At 46.3% G+C, this 16,995-nt stretch carries 11 protein-coding genes; 8 read left to right on the plus strand and 3 right to left on the minus strand.

What is annotated here, in order from left to right:
* Positions 1-14 precede the first annotated feature (14 nt).
* Positions 15-431, plus strand: a complete 417-nt coding sequence (locus tag AC1DV1_RS17835; RefSeq protein ID WP_477361624.1) for a TIR domain-containing protein — start codon at positions 15-17, stop codon at positions 429-431.
* Positions 431-919, plus strand: coding sequence for a toll/interleukin-1 receptor domain-containing protein (locus tag AC1DV1_RS17840; RefSeq protein ID WP_477361626.1), 489 nt, complete (start codon positions 431-433; stop codon positions 917-919). Before AC1DV1_RS17835 ends, AC1DV1_RS17840 begins: the two co-directional genes overlap by 1 nt.
* 115 nt (positions 920-1,034) lie before the next feature.
* Here AC1DV1_RS17840 and AC1DV1_RS17845 read toward each other — a convergent pair whose 3' ends face one another.
* Entirely contained in the window at positions 1,035-1,433 is a 399-nt protein-coding gene (locus tag AC1DV1_RS17845) for a hypothetical protein (protein ID WP_477361628.1), read from the minus strand.
* Positions 1,434-1,852: 419 nt separating this feature from the next.
* Between AC1DV1_RS17845 and AC1DV1_RS17850 the strand changes: the two genes are divergently transcribed.
* Complete coding sequence (locus tag AC1DV1_RS17850; RefSeq protein WP_477361630.1) at positions 1,853-2,401, plus strand: hypothetical protein; 549 nt, start codon at positions 1,853-1,855, stop codon at positions 2,399-2,401.
* A gap of 117 nt (positions 2,402-2,518) precedes the next feature.
* Here AC1DV1_RS17850 and AC1DV1_RS17855 read toward each other — a convergent pair whose 3' ends face one another.
* A complete protein-coding gene (locus AC1DV1_RS17855) occupies positions 2,519-5,452 on the minus strand; it encodes a TIR domain-containing protein (protein ID WP_477361632.1) in 2,934 nt (977 codons plus the stop codon).
* Positions 5,453-5,502: 50 nt separating this feature from the next.
* Positions 5,503-6,792 carry a TIR domain-containing protein gene (locus AC1DV1_RS17860; RefSeq protein ID WP_477361634.1) on the minus strand — a complete coding sequence of 430 codons (1,290 nt, stop codon included), beginning with the start codon at positions 6,790-6,792 and terminating at the stop codon, positions 5,503-5,505.
* Between the two features lie 249 nt (positions 6,793-7,041).
* On the opposite strand from AC1DV1_RS17860, the gene AC1DV1_RS17865 reads away from it, so the two are divergent.
* The 5 genes from AC1DV1_RS17865 to AC1DV1_RS17885 all read left to right on the plus strand — a co-directional run bounded on the left by AC1DV1_RS17865 (position 7,042) and on the right by AC1DV1_RS17885 (position 16,976).
* Positions 7,042-9,513, plus strand: coding sequence for a WD40 repeat domain-containing protein (locus AC1DV1_RS17865; RefSeq protein ID WP_477361636.1), 2,472 nt, complete (start codon positions 7,042-7,044; stop codon positions 9,511-9,513).
* Positions 9,510-12,029, plus strand: a complete 2,520-nt coding sequence (locus AC1DV1_RS17870) for a hypothetical protein (protein ID WP_477361638.1) — start codon at positions 9,510-9,512, stop codon at positions 12,027-12,029. The genes AC1DV1_RS17865 and AC1DV1_RS17870 overlap by 4 nt, the downstream gene beginning before the upstream one ends.
* An 89-nt stretch (positions 12,030-12,118) precedes the next feature.
* Entirely contained in the window at positions 12,119-12,283 is a 165-nt protein-coding gene (locus AC1DV1_RS17875) for a hypothetical protein (protein ID WP_477361671.1), read from the plus strand.
* Complete coding sequence (locus AC1DV1_RS17880; protein ID WP_477361669.1) at positions 12,246-12,503, plus strand: DUF4231 domain-containing protein; 258 nt, start codon at positions 12,246-12,248, stop codon at positions 12,501-12,503. Before AC1DV1_RS17875 ends, AC1DV1_RS17880 begins: the two co-directional genes overlap by 38 nt.
* A 711-nt stretch (positions 12,504-13,214) precedes the next feature.
* A complete protein-coding gene (locus tag AC1DV1_RS17885) occupies positions 13,215-16,976 on the plus strand; it encodes a UvrD-helicase domain-containing protein (RefSeq protein ID WP_477361640.1) in 3,762 nt (1,253 codons plus the stop codon).
* The last annotated feature ends 19 nt before the right edge of the window (positions 16,977-16,995 follow it).

The following is a 16,995-nucleotide window of genomic DNA, read 5'->3' on the forward strand; positions in this document are numbered from 1 at the left end:
TTTAACCTAAAAACATGGCAAAGAAAAAAGTATTTATCAGCTACGACCACAGTGAAGATCTGCTGTACAAGAACCTGTTACTGGCCTGGCACGCGAACGATTCATTCGAATTTGAATTTGACCAGCGGTCGCCGAACGTGCCCATTGACAGCTATGACGCCGTCAAGATAAAACAATCCCTGACCACAATGATGAAGAGCGCCAACTACCTGCTGGTGATCATCGGCGCAAAATCATATACGAGTAAATGGATGGCCTGGGAAATCGACAGGGCGAAACAATGGGACTCGAAACTAAAGCTGGCTGCCATTAAGATTAGCTATTTCAATACCACACCGTCCGGCTTGTTAGCTTGTAACGTTGCCTTTGCTTCGGCTTTCGAACAGGACAAGATCATGGACGCTTTGAATAGAGCGACCAATAATTATTGATGAAGAAAGGTATCAATAAAGCGAACAAGCTGGAAAAGGCCTTCTCCCTGCTTGAATCAGGTTACGGCAGAAATGATCTGTGTGTTTTTTTGAGTTATAAAAGCGAGGACAAAGCCAGCGCCAGGAAGATCGCCGACTATCTCCGTGAGGCGGGCATCGATTATTACCTCGATGAATTCGACGATGCCCTGCAGCAAGCCGCACTTGCAAAAGATCCGCATGCGGTGACCGAAAGTATAAAAAAAGGAATCCGGGAAAGCACCCATATGCTAGTTATCGTTTCCGCGGTTACTTTTGATTCGCCCTGGATACCTTTCGAGATTGGCTTCGGTCATGCGGCGATCGGTACCCAGGGGCATAGGCTGGCTTTGCTGACCCTTAAAAGCGCCGCGGACCTGCCGCTGCCCGATTTTATGCGGACCGCCTATGACATCCGGGGAACAAAAAAGCCTGAATGTCTATATTTTCGGCATCACTGGCTTAAATGAATCGCTTTTAAAGTCTGAAACCCGCATCTTTTCGCATACAATGCATAATCATGTACTCGACAATGTGCTCAAATGGGACGCTTAAATAGGCTCACCTTTTTCCCCGGTGCAAATATCAGCGGTCAAAAATGAGCAAATGCACCTGGGCCGGTAGCCAAACGAGCGTCAGCACGATGAACAGGCTTAACATCTTCACCAGGTTGACTTTGACCGAGAAAATGCTGAGTAAAAGCTGCAGGCTAAGCACGGCGCCAAAAATAAGCGTTGCGATGCCGCCTATTTCGATCCAGTCATGAATAAAAGGCCGGCAGAAAAAAATCTCCGCGACGATCAGCAGCAGGGAAGGTATGCCGATCATCCAGCGGAGTTTCGGTACGAGCCGCCATATCTTAAAGAATTTTTCGTGTGAGATGTCCAGCAGCCGCAACATGGGCGGATGAGCATCGATGAACGGCATCCTGACCGGCGGCTCCGGGGATCCAAATAACGGGAAATTCCCGGGGATTACGATCATTACACAGGGATATGACTACGCGCTACCTTCGCACCGGCTGGATTTCGGTTTAAACCCGCTCAGGTGGTACCGGCCATTTATCCGCATGTTCCCCGGGCATGGCAGCTGGCTCAAACCCCCCCATGCAATTGCGGGGCATACTGGATGCGCATGTTCAGCGAGATATCGTCTATACATGATTTTCCTGTTTAACGAAATGATCATCTGCACCGGCGACCTGTTCTGTAAAATGCCGGGCGTTGGCAATAAAGTATTCCAATCGATTCCCGCTGTTCGGTCGGGGAAAAGGGCTGGACCGACGAACTGCACCCCCTTGCCCAAACATTTTCGGATGACCGCCGAACCTTTATCGACTGCATCAACGCGAAACCCTCGCTGCACGGACAGGTATATGTTGTTAACCAATTACACCCATTGCCATGAAAATACTCCTCTGGATCGTTTTTATCAGCCTCGTCCTGTTGATGGGCTTCCAGGCGCATGTCTTAAAATATGCAACAAGGCAGCAATATACCATCGTCCGCCTAGAAAAAGCCGGCAAGGCAGAAGGGCAAACCATACTGAAAGCATGGAACGGCCTGCCTTATCGGAACGGTACTATGCTGGAGCTGGCAGTACGAAATACGCACTGGGACTTTTTATTTATTTTTTGCTATGTCTCCCTGCTATTGCTCCATTCCAACGACCGGATGCAAAAGGAGAAGGCGCTTTGGCTCAATACCCTGCTGCGGCTGAATCTGCCCCAGGCAATACTGGCAGGTCTGCTGGATATTGCGGAGAATACCATCCTCCTGCATAATTTCCGCCATGTTGCGGACGGACGCTATTACCTGGAGACACTGTTCGTCACTGCCCCGAAGTTTGCTTTTGCAGGTTGGGCATTGCTGTTTTTTTTGGTATCCCTTGCAAAAAGCCAGCTCCGGAGCTGGCTTCCGGCCGAAAGGCCAAATAGCCCCGTAACCGCATAGACGCAGCTATCGGAAGTGATTGATTTTTGTAAAATATTGGCAGGATAGCCGTTTTGTTTTCGGTTTTTATATTTTGATAAGTTTCAGAATAGCAGGGGCCGACAAGAGGCAATTGTATTACTTCAACTTATATTTCACCTTTAGGTCATTGTCCATTTGCCACACCGTACCCAATTGCTTTTGGACATCAACCTGCCTGATCAATAATTCGGGATTAATGGTTTTAATAATTACCTGGCCATTCTGGTCGCCTTTGTTTTCCTCCTCTTTCGTTTCGCCGGAATGCCAGCGCAATCCATGGGTAGCCTTGTTTTTGATATAGATATAATTGGAATTATCCGCAAATCCCACTTCATCGGGCGCTTTTTTGAGATCGTCAAAATTATAGATCTCGTTACCATGAAAGTCCCACAACCTCACGGTTCCGTCTTCTGAGTAGGTCAGAATCCATTTGCCGTCTTTGGAGACATCCACTTTCATGATCTTTTTATAATGCCCTGTCAGTTCCAGCGGTTTTTGCGTTTCAATATCCCAGATGGTGATATTGCGGTCAAAATCATAGGTGATGATAAATTTCTCATTTGGGGAAATCTTTGCATCTGCAATTCTGATATCCTTGCCCTTGAATTGAAAGGAACGGTTTTCTTTAATATCCCAAAGTTGAGGGATCCGCGCCAGGTCCGCTTTCCCGGAAAGCCCAAACGAAAACATAGCACCGAGCGTTTCGGTCAGGCCTTCTTCAACGTCTAAAACGCCGACGGTAAGAAAATAACGTTTGTCTTTTGTAAACATCGAACTGAAGCTCATCATCCCCTGGTTGTTTTTAAATAGCGGGCGATTGTTGCCGATATCCCAGTAAATCATTTTACCAAAAATATTTGTGGTCATCGCGTGCTGCCAGTCGCCGTTAAAGGTAATTTGCTGGGGCACTGTATCCCTGTAAGTCCAGATCTTTTTCCCGGTAAGGGTAAAAAGCGAAACAACTGATTTATTATCGATGGTGATGACGGTTCCTCCCTTTCCGTCATGTGCCAATCCGCCCCCCGAATTTTTTGTAATTACGATATGATCGCTTTCCGGCGTGAAAGCTACCGATGTTACCGCTTTTAGAACAGGAAGGATCATCGTTCCGTTCAGATCGTATACCGCAACGGAATCCCTTCCGAAGGTAATAGCGATATGATTGCCGTTAGGGGATATTTCTGTACGATCGATTTGGGATCCTGACTTGATAATATTAATCGAATTCCTGTCTTTCCATAATACACCGACCGAATGATCACCCAGGATCAGGCTATAAGGTTTCTTTTCAGCATTCGTTACGCTGGTTATTTTTTCCCCGAATACATAATTTTTCCATGCGCCCTTATCGAGGATAAGAATAATGTTCTTTTTAATAATATAAGGTACCCCATTTGTTAAAAAACCGGCATCGTCGACATCCCCCAGGCCAGAAAATTCTGATTGTCTGCCGGTTGCTATATCTTTGACAACCACTTTTTTAAAGTCATAGGCAATCAGGGCAGGAGAGTTGATATCCGCCTTCATATCTGTAAAATCACTCATTTTGTTTTCGGCGGGCAGTTTATTGTTCCAGAGGATAAAATAATTATCGTCGCCAAGACTTGCGATCTCCCCCCCGTCAGGGGAAAATTTCAACTGGTTGATCTTGTTGCCGTAATGTCCTTTCAGGATGGTCGGACTATACTTGTCCTTTGTCAGGTAATCCGAAGACGCAGCCTTGTCCGTTAACAGGATTAAATTATTTTTGCTGCTCAATTCCAGGTTCCCATGAAGCTTTTTATCAGGTTGATCACCGGCCTTTTTTGAATCTGCGAGGTGCTTATCGCCGCCAGTCGGGGCTGTACTCCCATCGGCGTTCAGTAAAACAGCTTCGGGTATCAGTGCGTTTAGCAGGCTGCCATCTGCGGAATAGTCTACCTTCAACCGGTTAAACAACCCTTTATTACTGAGTTTGACGGTTTTTTGCCGGCCGGATGCCCGGTCGTAGAATATCAGGAAGGTGTGGCCGTCCTCGCCGCCGATTATAGCGATCGTCCGGCCATCAGGGGAGTAGTCAAAATCCTCCACGCCCTTGAGATAGAACCGGGCTTTGTAAAAGGGGGCTCCCCGGATGCTGGAATAAATGGCGCTATAGCTGTCAACATTATCAGGCGCAGTATAATAAGCGACCTTTGCCAGGTTATAAGAAAGGGTTGGGTCGTAGCCACTTGCTCTTGAAGCATTCATTGCAAGAAAATTGGAATGCGAAAGTCTCCCTGATTTTAGCGCTTCAGCTTTGGCCAGCCGGCTGAGGTTTTCCGCTTTTATTTTTTCAGTCAGCGCTGTGTCCCGTGCTTTATCAGCCGCCTGTTGCCGGGTCAACGCGGCTGATGCCTTTGCATCTGCTTTTACCGCGCGGGCTTCAGCCGCTTTGCTCAGCGAATCCGCCATTAACTTTTTTTGCTCGGCAATGCCTTGTGATTTCAGCGCCATTGCTGCTTTTGTGCTCGCGAACCAGGCGAATCCGATCAGCACCAGGCTAAGACATGCAATTGTCACTGAAAGGTACCTGAGCCTGGTACTTTTTCTCGTAAAATGCATGGCATTGATAATTCTGTCAATAACATCCTGTGCAGGGGCGCCTGACCGCAAGTTATCCAGGGTATCATCGATGAGGGCGAGGCCTTCAACAGCATAGAACCATCGTGCCGCCGGATTGATTGCCCCCCCGATGGTTACCGGTATAATCGGTTGATTCCGGTTCTCTTGCAGGAAAAGCTTAATTTCGTTTTCTATGGGTTTGGATACCTGCGCCGCTTCGCTCCCGACCAGGATAAATGCGGTTGCTTGCCCTACAGCCTTCCGGATGTTGGGCGGCAGTTCCTTTCCGGGGCTGATGCTTGATAACTGGTCAATATAACATTCGTAACCGTTCTTCATCAATCTCGATGCAATCGCGTAAGCATAATCCAGGCTGTCCCTTCTTGAATAAGAGATGAAAATATCATAGCCAAAAATTGCTTTTTTAATTCTGCGAAAGATAGACATAACAAGATAAAGATTAAAAGTGATAACCCCGTACAGCGGCGCTATTGCTGTTATAAGCCCGTTTGCAAATACCCCTGGAAAGCCCCCGCTATAAGCGTGCGTTCTTTTGGAGCAGGCCGGAGCTTTTCCATGAGTAATTTTGCTTGTTTCCAGGTCGATTCATGGTTCCCCTTTGAGTTTTTTTCATAGGAAATCGCTTTGCCGTACATATATGCGGCCTGGTCATATTTTTTCTGGATCAGCATGACCTCCGCTATCGTGGCTGTTTTCCAGTAATTGTTGGGCACCTCCTTGGAGCCTACAATTTGCTCTACCTGCGCGGCGAACCCGGCCGCCTCGTCTAATTCACCCAGGAACACGCTTTTGGCGGCGGCATTGATCCCGGTATAATAATCATCATCTGTCCGCTGAAAGGCTTCTGCATAATAGTCCCTGGATTGTCTGAGGTCCTTGATTTCACCTGATTGCTGGTAACGGTCCATCCAGGTCCTGGCATAAATACCCAGGGTCTCCGGGTCCCTTTCGCCCTGCTCATAAAGTTTAGCCAGAATCCTTTGTGCCTGTTTGAGAAAGTCCGGGCTACCCTTTCTTGCAAGGGCCAGCGCATGGAGCTGTTTTGGCCTGACCGCCATCTTAAACCTTTCTTCCGTCTTTTCCAGGATGTTGATGGCCTCGTCGTATTTTCCTAATTTAGTAAGGTTTTCCGCGGCTTTGCAGGCCAGTGAGGGGGTAGTTTTCCACGGTAGCGTATCCGAGTCGGATAAGGCGATAATATCTTCCGGGTAACCATTCCTTACCGCCGCATCCAACTCCTCGGAAGCGCTCACCGATGCCTGTTCCTGTTCATCGGCAAATTTAACTGTGGCCGCGTCCATTTTTTTACCGACAATGCCATGAACAAGCCGGATCAGTTCCCCGCCGTTCGGCCCGTCCGGGTAGGAAGAGAAGTCTATAAATATCCTGCTATCCGCAAATTCGGGCAGTTCGGCCCGGTCCAGCTTGATCGGGACAAAGTTAAAATCAGGGTTTTTCGTGGATTTGGTTTCCAATCGCTCGTATTCCTTATACACCCAGGCTGAATCCGCAGCAGCATCCGACCAGATCAGTATGCCGGACTGACTTTTTCCAAGCGCTTCATTCAGTCGGTATATCAGTTCCTCGCCTGCTTTTAGTTCGCACTGGTCAATAAATACTTTATACCCCAGTTCGCTTAAAATATCATATAAATTGAGCACCCAGGTACGGTTAACTGACCTGTAGGATAAAAAAACGTTCCATAACTCAGTCTTTCCCAGGTCTTTGGGTTTAGGTGCGTGGTTTAGCCATTCAGTTGGTATCATATGATGAAGGTATTATAGCAATGGTATCAGGGATATTCAGCAAACAGGTGTTGATACGGTGTTAAGGTTCAATTTTTAAATTTAAAAACAATTCGCTGGTATCCAAAACAATATTCGAGGTATAAAAATAATTTTTCTGCCAGAGGGTACCCTAAGCCGCTCCCCAAATTGTCTGGTAGCAAATGAAGCCAGGAACAGACATGACCAAATTCAAAAAATGATATTGCGCCCGGTCGTAACCAGGCGATCTTGTTGCTGGCGAATGGTAAAAAGATATTGATTTCGAAAAACCTGAGGTGGCAGATCGCGGTGCAGGGGTATTCTGTTGTTGATCAGGTTATTGTTTATACGGCTAACCAGCAAAGCAAAGATATTACTTATAATACGCTGACGACGGCGAGGGGTGAGCAATCGCCTTATACACTGGTGCTGGCTGATGGTACGAAGGTTTTGCTTAACTTGCGCCCGCTGCTGGTTAAATCCCAGTCCTGCGGAACGATTTATGATGCGGCCGTCGTTCTGTCCGCGCAGGGAAAGTATGACCTGGCGCTGAAGAGGCTGGCGGGCTATAAGCTGTGCGCTCCGGAGCAGGCCAAGCGGGCGGATCTGCTCATCCTGAAGATCTATCAGACGATCAATGATCAAAAGAACCAGGCAGTCACGCAGCGCAAGCTCGCCACCAGGCGCGCAATGACGATTTCCGCACAGAAGGATTCTAATCAAAATGAGAATATGGCAAATATATTTGCGACACAGGCGTTGCAGCTGAACCAAACCGATCCGACCACTGCGATCCAGTATGTTTATGCCGGGCTGTGCTTTGCACCGCAAAATCCCTCGCTCACAGAGATTCGGAAAAATATCCTGAACAACGAAGTGATCCGGGCGAATCTGCCGGGGGCTGGTCGGTTCGCGACCAACTGGATACAGCGCTTGTCTTCCAGGTTGCTTGTCACATCCGACACGGAAGGCTACCTGCGCTTCTGGGAGGCCGAAGGAAAAAAACTTAATCACAGGTACCGGGTCTTCAAAGGGGCGATAACCGCCTGCACGGTTATCGACAGCAGCCGCGTGCTGGTAGCGGGCAGAAATCATACAGATCCCGGCAACCACATTAATCAGTTAAAGCTGGTGGATACCGCCGGTAACGTAAAGCTCCTGGTAGCGGACCTGACCGATCCTTTGCTGTTCCTGGCTTGTTTGAATTCCACTGGTAAGGCGTATGCCGCTAATTCGCGGGGAGTGGTCAGTGAGCTGGACCTGGCCGGCGGATCGCATGTCATCATCAGGAAGGATAGCAGCGGAATCGTCGGCCTGCAAGCCTATAATGCTGCAAAAAAGATCTTTTACGCCACACCACGCGGTGTATATGAACTGCTCAGCGAAAAATTGGTCTACCAGCCGAACAGTTTCGCCGCGACCACCGCCCTGGGCCTTTGCCCCGCTAACGGGGACCTTTATATCTGCAGCGGAAGGGATATTATCCAGTACAATTATTTTACGCGAAAGGACCGGCCGCTGTATCCCATCCATCAGCACCTGGTGTCTTCCTGCCATTGTGATGCGCTTTCGGGAGATTTCTTGAGTACGGACCTGAATGGCCTGGCTGTGCAATGGAATGCGGCTGGCAGTCTAAAAAATACGCTCAAAGGTAATAAGGGGGAGCTGCTCGACGGTTATCTTTCACCGGGTGCAGGTTACGCCCTTACCGCCGGACGAAAAGAAATGAACAATGTTGTTGATACGATCACCCTTAAATATTGGTATTTAAATGGCTTCCTAAAGAACGCGGTTAGTGAGGCGCACCGGTTCGGCGCCACGTCGGTTGTTTACGCAGTGGGGCGCGATATGTTCATTACCGGAGGTATGGATGACCAGCTCAAATTATGGGATAGGGACCTTCACCTTCTGGATATCCGAAAAATTGGAGGGACCGGGATCGGCCCGCTGGCATGGGATGAACAGCGGGGGGCGGTAATCTTCGGCGACCTGTCCGGCCGGACTGGCTCCCTCAAGGTCGGTAGTCAGGGCAATTTCGGCATGCTTAACATCCTTCAGGGGAAGCAGATCCCGGTTGCCGGTATCGCCGTCGATCGGGGTATGATCTATACGACCAGCAGGAACGGTATCTTATACAGTTATAATGGAAACGGCGCAAAAACGGATTCGGTCTTTTTCGACCGCGAGCTAGGTGCGGTCAGTTTGTCGCGGGATGGGGGGCGTGCCGCGCTGGTGGCGGGCAAGGACGTGTTTATTTATGAATTTAAAACAAAGATTAAACGGGGGCTTCCGCATGTCGTGCGCGTTAATGCCGTGTCCTGGCTGGCGCCCGACCGGCTGGTGACGCTGAGCGGGCAGTTCCTGTATATCTGGGACACCGGTCATCGGGATGCACCATTGCTGAAGATAAACAACAACATCCAGAATGAGATGAATGCCCTGTGTGTGGATGAAGAACACCGGATGATCTACAGCGGTACGAAGAAAGGCTACATCATTTGCTGGGATTACGGCGGGAAACAGCTGTTCGAGTTCGATCAGCTCGGCAGCCTGGCACCACCCAGCATTGTGCAGGACCTTGCACTTGACGGGCAGCACACGCGGCTCCTGGCGGTCGACTATAACGGAAGTCCCGCAGCTTTTTATACACCACCATACTTTTTGGGAACGATCCTGCAGACCGGTATTAATTGTCAACTCTTATTAAAGCAACTCAAATGAGATTACGCCTGACTTGCCTGTTCATGATGGTCTGTCACCTGGTCATGGCCCAGCGGCAAACAAAAGATGCCGACTGCCGGCGGATGCTGGCCGAGGCCCGCGCTTCTGCTGCCGGCGGGCACTACGCCGCTGCGATCAACAAACTTGCGGCGGTCGGTACCCGTTGCCCGGATTCCGCAGCTGCGGTTAGCGGGGAACTGGTCCGGATCTATACCGACATCAATAGTGCTAAGGAGAACGAAAAAAACGCGCGGAAACGAGCCATCACGGCAAAGGACGAAGCCATCCAGGCGGCAAAAATAGCCGAAGCCCGCCGACTGGCGGCCGAGTCGCAGAACAATCTCATCTTGTACCCGGCCTCAGTAGAGGCGAGCGCTGCGGCTGCTGTCAGATCGATGGAACTCTATCCATCCCCGGAAGGGGATCGGGCGCTCCGGGCGCTGCTCCAAGTCGCTGCTCCGTTAAAAAAGGCTATACCGTTTAAGCTTAACCCGGACTATGTAGCTATTTCTGGGCTTATGGCCGCTGCGGGGGGATTTTGCACCGAAACGCTCGAGGACGAACTATTTGTTTATGACGCCAAGACAGACCGGCAGATGATCAAAAAGGATTTTGGTAAATTTAGTATCTCCGCAGTTAGATTTTCACCAGACGGTCAATACCTGGCGGTGATTGCCTATGATATGGTCCAGCAAAAATGCCGGATAGAGGTGATGAGGGGTATAAACCTCGCCCCGGTATTCCGCACGGAACGCACGGCTTATTTTGGAAGTGTAGCGTTCAGCCCGGACAGCCGTTTCCTGGCCTTCGCGGAATCTGCCGGTCAGGTTGTTATCTATGATTTACCGGATGGGAGTATAACCCGCCCGAGTATTCCCATGATCTTGAGCGGAGGCTCGAACCGGTCGCTGGCATTTAGCCCTAGCGGCAACTACCTGTTGATAGAGCAGGCCAGCGCAGTCACCATTTGGTCTGACTGGCTATCCGGTACTTTAAAAAAAGTTTTCTCCCAAACCAGTACGTCGATTTCCGGTTTTCAGTATGATTTTGACAGTACCGGCAATCGCGTAGCACTGGCCATTAATGACACGATACGGTTAACCGACCTGTCCTCCGGATCGACCGGAACAGGTTTTGCCATAAAGCAACTAAAAGCACTGGCTTTTAATGCACAGAATCAGCTGCTCACTTTTGATGGCAACGGTATATTGGGAATTCGGGACCCACTGGCACTGGCCAGCCCCACCAACGTTTATATGGGGCCGGTTGACCTGCCCGACAAAAAGATAATGCTGGCGAACCAAGGGGCTTACCTTGTCACCAGCCGCCGTGACGATGGTAAAGTTTTTAACGCAGCCAGCTTACAGGAAGTAAATTCCGGTAAAGAGGTTACGCGGATGTATCACAGCCAGTATATCAGGTCGGTCGGTCCGGCAGCGCGTGGAAGTTCGGCTATTACTGTCGGAAGTGATGACCAGGTCCGTATCTGGGGCGCGATCGATGAAGGGCAGCGTGTTTACCCGAGTGCAGAAGCGATCAGTTGCTTTAGCCTTTCTGAGGACCAGCAGGTCCTGGCCTTAGCTACTCGTAGTCGGTTAATGCGGACCCGTGAGATCCACATCTCGACTCAGGGTAAGCGGGACGTTGAGTTGGCCGCGTCTGCCGATATCAGTCAGATGCGTTTAAGTGCAGATGCCCGTGATCTCGCCGTACTAACCCGGACCGGAATAGAGTATTGGCACGGGTGGCAGGGTAAAGGGCGCACACTCGAGCGCCATGACCTCCCGTTGCTACACGAACCGACAGCCCTGGGATCTTTTGATAAGATTGGTCGTATAGTTATAGTATGCGACGGGAAAGGTCACCTGTCTGTGTTAAATGCAGCAGATGCTACCCTTATTAAAACAATCAGCTACTATAACCCAACAGGCGTGAACTCGGCCGGTAATGTGTCAACCATTTGTGTGAGTCCGTCGGGGAAGTATGCAGGGCTGGTATTGGATGACGGTGTTGCGCTGATCAGCCTGGCTGAAGGGCGGCAGCTGAAGTTTATCCCGGAGGCGGTCCGGCTGTCAAATTTAGTTTTTAGCCCGGACGAGCGTCAGTTCATGTTCGTGGCTTATAATATACCGGTACAAGGTTACTTAAATCCATATCCAAGCCTGGTCCGCACAGATACCGAAAGTCCGGCGCTGGATGTCATCGATTTGCCTGATACTTATAATGGCGATATAACGGTTGATGACGCCGGAAAACTCATTGCATTTACGTTTGGAAAACTCATTCGAATATACCGGCTCCCCAAAAAAGGGGATAAGGCCCTGGAACTGCTTTCAGAGATACAACGAGAGGCGACGGTTAAAAAATGCGCCTTTTCTGCAGATAGTCGTTGGCTGGTATCTTGCTACGGGCAAACCAGGGATGAGCTCCTTTTTTCGCTGGTCCAGCCAGATGACCTTGTCAGGGCGGTCAAGCGAAGGTTCCCCACGTTGTGGCCGCTGGGGACCGCTCCCTGAACCGAAACCCCGGCCGGTCAGGGCCAGTTCGTTACGATGAAATATATAGCGAAGCACCTTTACAAAACAAGATTTTAAAACGGAAAATAATGGCGGAAAATAAATCGATCAAACTGATTGGAGCGGTCAAAGAGTTGAATATATGGATGGGCGCCATCGTTGATTTTCTTGCCTATAAAGGTTACAAGGTTGAAAGGCAAACTATGGCCAAATTGGATGAGGAGATGTATCAGGTTATCAAAAAATTTAGATAATTGCCAGAAAATTATTATTGGGGTGTTAAGTATCCTAGCTGGCTTATTTAGCGGTCTTGAAAGCTTGTTTCAGCACCAGCAAAAATGGATCAATTTCCGAATGGCTTCAGAACTGTTAAAACAGGAAAAAATATTTTTCCAAAGCCAATCAGGCCCATACTTAACTGATAGCTCGTTGCATTTACTTGTTAGCAGAGTAGAAGGAATTATTGTTTCGTAGAATTCCGAATGGAAAATCATAGCTCAAAATAACGTTTCGGATAAAAAAGACAAATAATTTTCCTAATGAAACTTTATTTATCATCCACTTACAAAGGTCTTAAGATCTATCGTGCAGCTATCGTCAATCTTTTTAATTCAGAAGCGTTATCCAGCAGATTCACGCTTTTGCCGATGGACGGTTTCGTAGCCAAAAGGGGAATCAGAACGTTGAATGCATTAAAGAATAACCAATACATTATGTGGACCTTGAAGGACCAAAGACTACCTTATTCTGAAAAATATAGGGTTGACGATTCTGGTGGACTTTAATTATCCTAAACTATTCAAAGTAAATATATTCTCTGCTTTGAATTTACACAAATTGCTACTCCAAATAGCACAGAGTGAGCTGGTCAAGGTCATAGGAACCTTCAATGGAGGTGGAGGTGTTGTGGACGAAAGAAAAACATTACAGATGTTGCCATTTACAGTTAGAGTGTTTTCTAATTGCTAATATTGGTCAATAAATATCCACAATAAGGAAAACTTTTCACATAGTGATAAATAAAATTTGCAAGAACTATAATATATCACAAAAGATTATGATATTTAATTTTTAGCTATAAACATATTCTCCAGCAGCAAATACAACCAAATCAATCATTAAATGTAGTTCCTATATGTTCATCCATTGTGGCTTTAAGAAAATGTGTGTTAAGAGCAAGATGCTATGAATCTAAACCTTGATCAATCGATCGTCATATCAGAATTTGCGTTAACGCAGCTTAAGACAATAAATTCTCAATCCCGTGATATTCAAAATTTAGTACATAACACAATCCAATCAATTTTACGTCGTGATCTAGCTTTTGAATTATTGCATATTAAAGGATACTTACGTCCTATTTGGCGTCATGAAATTGACAACGAGTATGTGATTTACTATACTTTCGGCAAAGGAAAGGAGAGAGAAGAATTGCGTATAGCTTACTTGGGCGGACATTTTGACCATAACAAAGAAACTTTAGGCAAATTGTTAGTTCTGGCTGGGGAAACGTCTTACGGTGCGCTTTCCGACGAAATTTGCATAAACGAGCTACTGACTATGTGCCAAATTCCTGAATTTCCGGAACGAAAATTAAAGCCTCATGGTACTTTGAAGGAATATTTAACGCCGAGTGAAAAGGATCTACTTGATGCGATATCTCAGGAGAATAGAGAGGAAGACCTTTATGGCATGTCGTATAGAGTTATACCCAATTTGAAGTCAGCAGCTTCTTTTCCGATAAGGCTGAGTCCACAACAAGAAAGAATTTTAGATAAGCCATTGCCTTTATTGCTTCAAGGAGTGGCTGGTAGTGGCAAAACTACAGTTATGGTAGCTTACGCACATCGATTATTACTAAAAACGATGGGGGAATCATCGATATTAATTCTTGCATACACAAATCAATTAAAGTATGCTATTCTGCAAATTTTGGAATCTACTGCAACATTAGTATCCGCAGATGTGTCTTGTATAAAGGTGCAAACCTGGGAAGAATTATGCAATGATCAGGCAGAAACATTAGGAATTAAACCATTCAACTGGGCTCCCGAAAGTTTTTTCCTTGATTTTCTCAATATGTACTTAAAGAAAAATTCAAGTATAAAGAAGGTTGCCGAGATATCGACTGATATACATGAATTCATTCGAGGTACTGTGAAGGGAGGTTCTATGGGGTTATCAACTGTAATACCAACTAGGGCGGAATTTTTGGAGCTAAGGAAAACGCCGCTTGATGAATACATCAAACGCACGGAACTCTATGACCTTATACAACATTATCAATATGCTTTACAAAATCGTAATCTGCTTGACCAAACGGATGTTGCCAGATCACTGATTCAGTATATTGGTAAGTTAAAAAAATACGACTATGTTCTTGTTGATGAAGTCCAAGATTATGCAGCAGTACAACTTGAATTGATTACTCGAATGGCAACTAGCGCCAAAGGAATCCTTTTTACCGGAGATTTGAACCAAGTGCTTTACCCAAGTTATTTTTCTTGGGAAAAAGTAAGATCCGCGATTTGGAATCCGTGGAAAATACAAGCCCCACATCCTATCTCAATTAATTATAACTATCGCAATCCACGCCCAGTTGTTGAAATAGCCAATATACTAATCGAAAAGCGAGACGAGGTAAGTGATCATTCGCAAATAAAAAATATTATAAGTAACCAATCTTTAACACCCAAACCATTAAGATTTGTTGGCACACAGAAAGACATTAATAATATTATTGAACAACTAGCCATAAAAATCGGTTCATTGGCTATTATTCGAGAAGAGCAGCAAGATGAGCTAATTATTCAAAATATAGCAGTCGAACGAATATTTACGCCGCAACTAGCAAAAGGATTGGAATTCAATGTCGTTTGCCTTGTAAATTTCAACGAACGTTATCACCATCTTACTTCGAAGAATTTTTTTTCACAAAGACGATTATTACAGGACTATAACGAAATTTATGTTGCAATTACACGTACACGAGTTCAACTTATTTTACTAGACAGAAATACATCTAATGCAGGTATTTGGGGGATACCTGAAATTTACGATCATATTGAACACGAAAACGACAAAGTGAGCCTGATCAACATAGTCAGTGCCCGTTTTAGTGATAACACTAAGCAGGCATGGGAGTTTGATGCTCGGGATTTCGAGTCGCAACTAGCTTATGCGTCAGCTGGTGAATGTTGGGAACGAGCGGGTAATCCGCTAAAAGCTGCAAAGAACTACGAACTTGCGGAGAAGTGGCAAAAGGCATTAAATATATATTTAGCGAATTACAAATTCCGAGAGTGTGCAGAAGTGTTTGAAAAACTTGAAAAACTTGAAGAAGCTGCTGCTTATTACGAAAAAGCCGGTTTGTTACAAAAAGCAGCAGCCATTTGGGGTAGAATAAGGCAGCATTTCCACGCAGCAAAAATGTATCATGAAGTCGCAAAGTCAAATAACACACATGAGGACTGGCTGAACGCAGGATTTCATTACGAAAAATGCAACGAATTTGAGAGCAGCGCCGAATGCTATTTAAAAGCTTCCGATGAAAAAAATGCTGCCCGGTCTCTAGAACGGTGTAAACAGTTTCTAAAGGCTGCATCGTTATGGGAACGAGCGAACGACCCCAAAAATGCAGCCGCTTGCTATAGTAATTGTCAGCAATATGCGAAGGCAGCTGAAATGTTTGAACTCTGCTTTGAATGGGAAAATGCTGGTGATAATTGGGAACTCGCCACACAATTTCCTGACGCAATAAGATGTTTTCGACGATCGAGCAATAAGGAAAAAACGGCACGATTACTTTCATATACAAACCAATGGCTCGAATCCGCAAAGAACTACGAACAGGCAGGGCTTTATGCTGATGCGGCTGTATGCTATGAAAAATCTAATAATAAAGAACGTGCAGCAACTCTATTTCATCATTCCGGCCAATTTTTGAGAGCTGGTGATTTATGGGAAGAAATGAATCGATTTGAGGATGCATTGCAAAGCTATATAGAGGCAAAACATTCAACTGGAGCAGCAAGGTGTTTCGAAGCATTAAACCTTTGGGATCAAGCCGGCAGACATTGGTTGCTTACTGGTGACTTAGCGAAGGCCGCAAACTGTCTTAACAAATTCGGTGCATATGTAAAGGCTGCTAAAACTTGGGAAAAAATAGCAATGTGGTCAAATGCAGGAGAGTCATGGGAAAAAGCTGATAAATTCTCGAATGCGTTAAAATGTTATCAAAAAGTCGATGATGCTTCTGGAATAGCCCGTTGTTTGGTAAAGTTGACACGATACAGTGATGCAGCACTGTTTTATCAAAAAGCAGGCGACGACTACCAAACTGCGGTATGCTACGATATAATTGGCAACCATACTAAAGCCGCGGAATTTTTCGAAAAGTGTAATGGTTATGCGAAGGCTGCTGAATCCTATGAAAAAGGAGAAAACTTTGACAAGGCAAGTCTATTTTATCAACGTGCAGGGTTACATAAAGAATCTGCAGATTGTTACGTAAGATGCAAAAATTGGTTTAAAGCTGCAAAAATTTATGAACTTTTAAAAGATTTTGAGCAGGCGGCTATTAATTTTGAAAGAGCCGACCATAAAAAAAATGCAGCATTGGCATTTCAGAATGCCCATAAATGGATTGAGGCATCAATCAGATGGCTTGCCCTAAATCAGTATCAGCAGGCCGAATCTTGCCTTCTTCGAGAAATTAATTCAAAAGCAACCATAATGCTTATCAACCAAGAGTTGCTAAAGGACTTAATATATAACTGCGTTCATACCTCACAGCGTTGCAAGGCAAATCGAGATAGAGCTGGGGCTCGTACATGTTTCAGAATGCTAGGCATAATTTTCGAAAAAACAAAAAACTATCAAAACGCAAGAAGATATTATCAAAGGGGGGGGTATTACGGGCATCCCGCAATTTCCAGCTGCCTATGATATTCACACGAGTAGTACA

The organism is Mucilaginibacter sp. P4_D1 (genome assembly GCF_056401935.1).